The following is a 1,324-nucleotide window of genomic DNA, read 5'->3' on the forward strand; positions in this document are numbered from 1 at the left end:
CGCCCACACCCCAGCCTTCGACCACCGATCGAAGTTCTTGTAGATCGTGTTCCAGTTCCCGAACCGCTCCGGCAGATCCCGCCACGGCGCCCCGGGCCACGTCCCAGGCCAGGGCGTCGGCGACCTCGCGGACGGAGCCCTCGTTGCGTGCCCGCAGGATCCACCGCTTGCGCACGTCCGGCCGGTCCCACAGCAGGCTGCGGAAGTCGTCGGCGAAGTGGTCGCGGACCGCGGCGGCGCCGGGCGAGAGGTTGTCGCGGTCGCCGGCGGTCATGGTGGCCCGCACCCCCTCGTAGGAGCGCTGGCGTGCTTCCACCCAGTCGTCGGCCACCGCGCGGGCCCACTGGTCGCGGCCATTGACCGTGGCCTGCGGCTGGGGCACCTCGCTGTTGCCGCGCGAGATGTAGGCCCGCAGCGTGGAGGCGGTGATGCTGCCGAGCTCGGCCATCTCCGGGAGGCCGAGCAGCTGGCCGCCGGTCAGTTCGGGGCTGGCGACGTCGACCACGCACCGCTCCAGCGGGAGGGCGCCGTCCCGCTCCTGGTGGTGCTTCGCCCACAGTGCCAGGTGGTCGAGCCAGTTCTCGGGGGCCGGGGCCTCGGGCTCGAAGGTGGTGACCTTGCCGAGGTAGGCGCGGGCCGGGTCGGTGCGGCCGTCGAGCATGTCGGCGGCGCTGACCGTGACGGCGGCGCGGGCCTTGCGCCGCTCGTAGTCCTGTTCGACGGGATCCCATACCTGTCCGGGGCGGTACCAGGTGGTGCCGTCCCACCAGTAGCCGCCGGCGCGGAACAGCAGCTGGTCCCCCGACCACTGGCTGTGCAGGTCGGAGGTGTCCTGGTCGCGCATCAGCAGCACGGTCCGACCGTGCTCGGGGTGGTAGCGCACCGACCAGCCCAGGGAGTGGTTGAGCGGGTCGGTGGTGAAGGCGTACCAGCCACCGCTGGCACGGTTGTGGTCGTAGCGCCCCCACATGCCCTCGCCCTGGTGGCGGCCGACCGCCTCGATGGCCTCGGGGCCCTCGTCGAGGGGGAGGTGCGAGTCGTCGACGAACGGCAGTCCGGGCACCGGGTGGTCGGTGCGCGCCCCGTTCGCGAGCGGATGGACGTGAGACAACGTGATTCCTCTTTCCGTGTCGAGTGCTGCACGTCTTGTGCAGCGAACTTCATACCCTCTTATACAGCGTCACCAACCCTTGCCGTGCAGCACTTTCCGGCCATCCTTGTGCAACGGCGGATCCGCGATACGTCGACGCCACGAGGAGGTCGTACACGAACCTCAGTCGGGTGACAGTGGCCGGGTCGTCCTCCAGCCGTCCGGTGCTCAGCC

General features: G+C 70.8%; 1 pseudogene. It reads right to left on the reverse strand.

Annotation, left to right across the window (positions count from 1 at the left end):
- Window positions 1–93 (reverse strand): annotated as a pseudogene (locus ACWC5O_RS45455) (transposase); the annotation flags it as partial.
- Between the last annotated feature and the right edge of the window lie 1,231 nt (window positions 94–1,324).

The sequence above is a fragment of the Streptomyces sp. NPDC001450 genome (assembly GCF_053597295.1).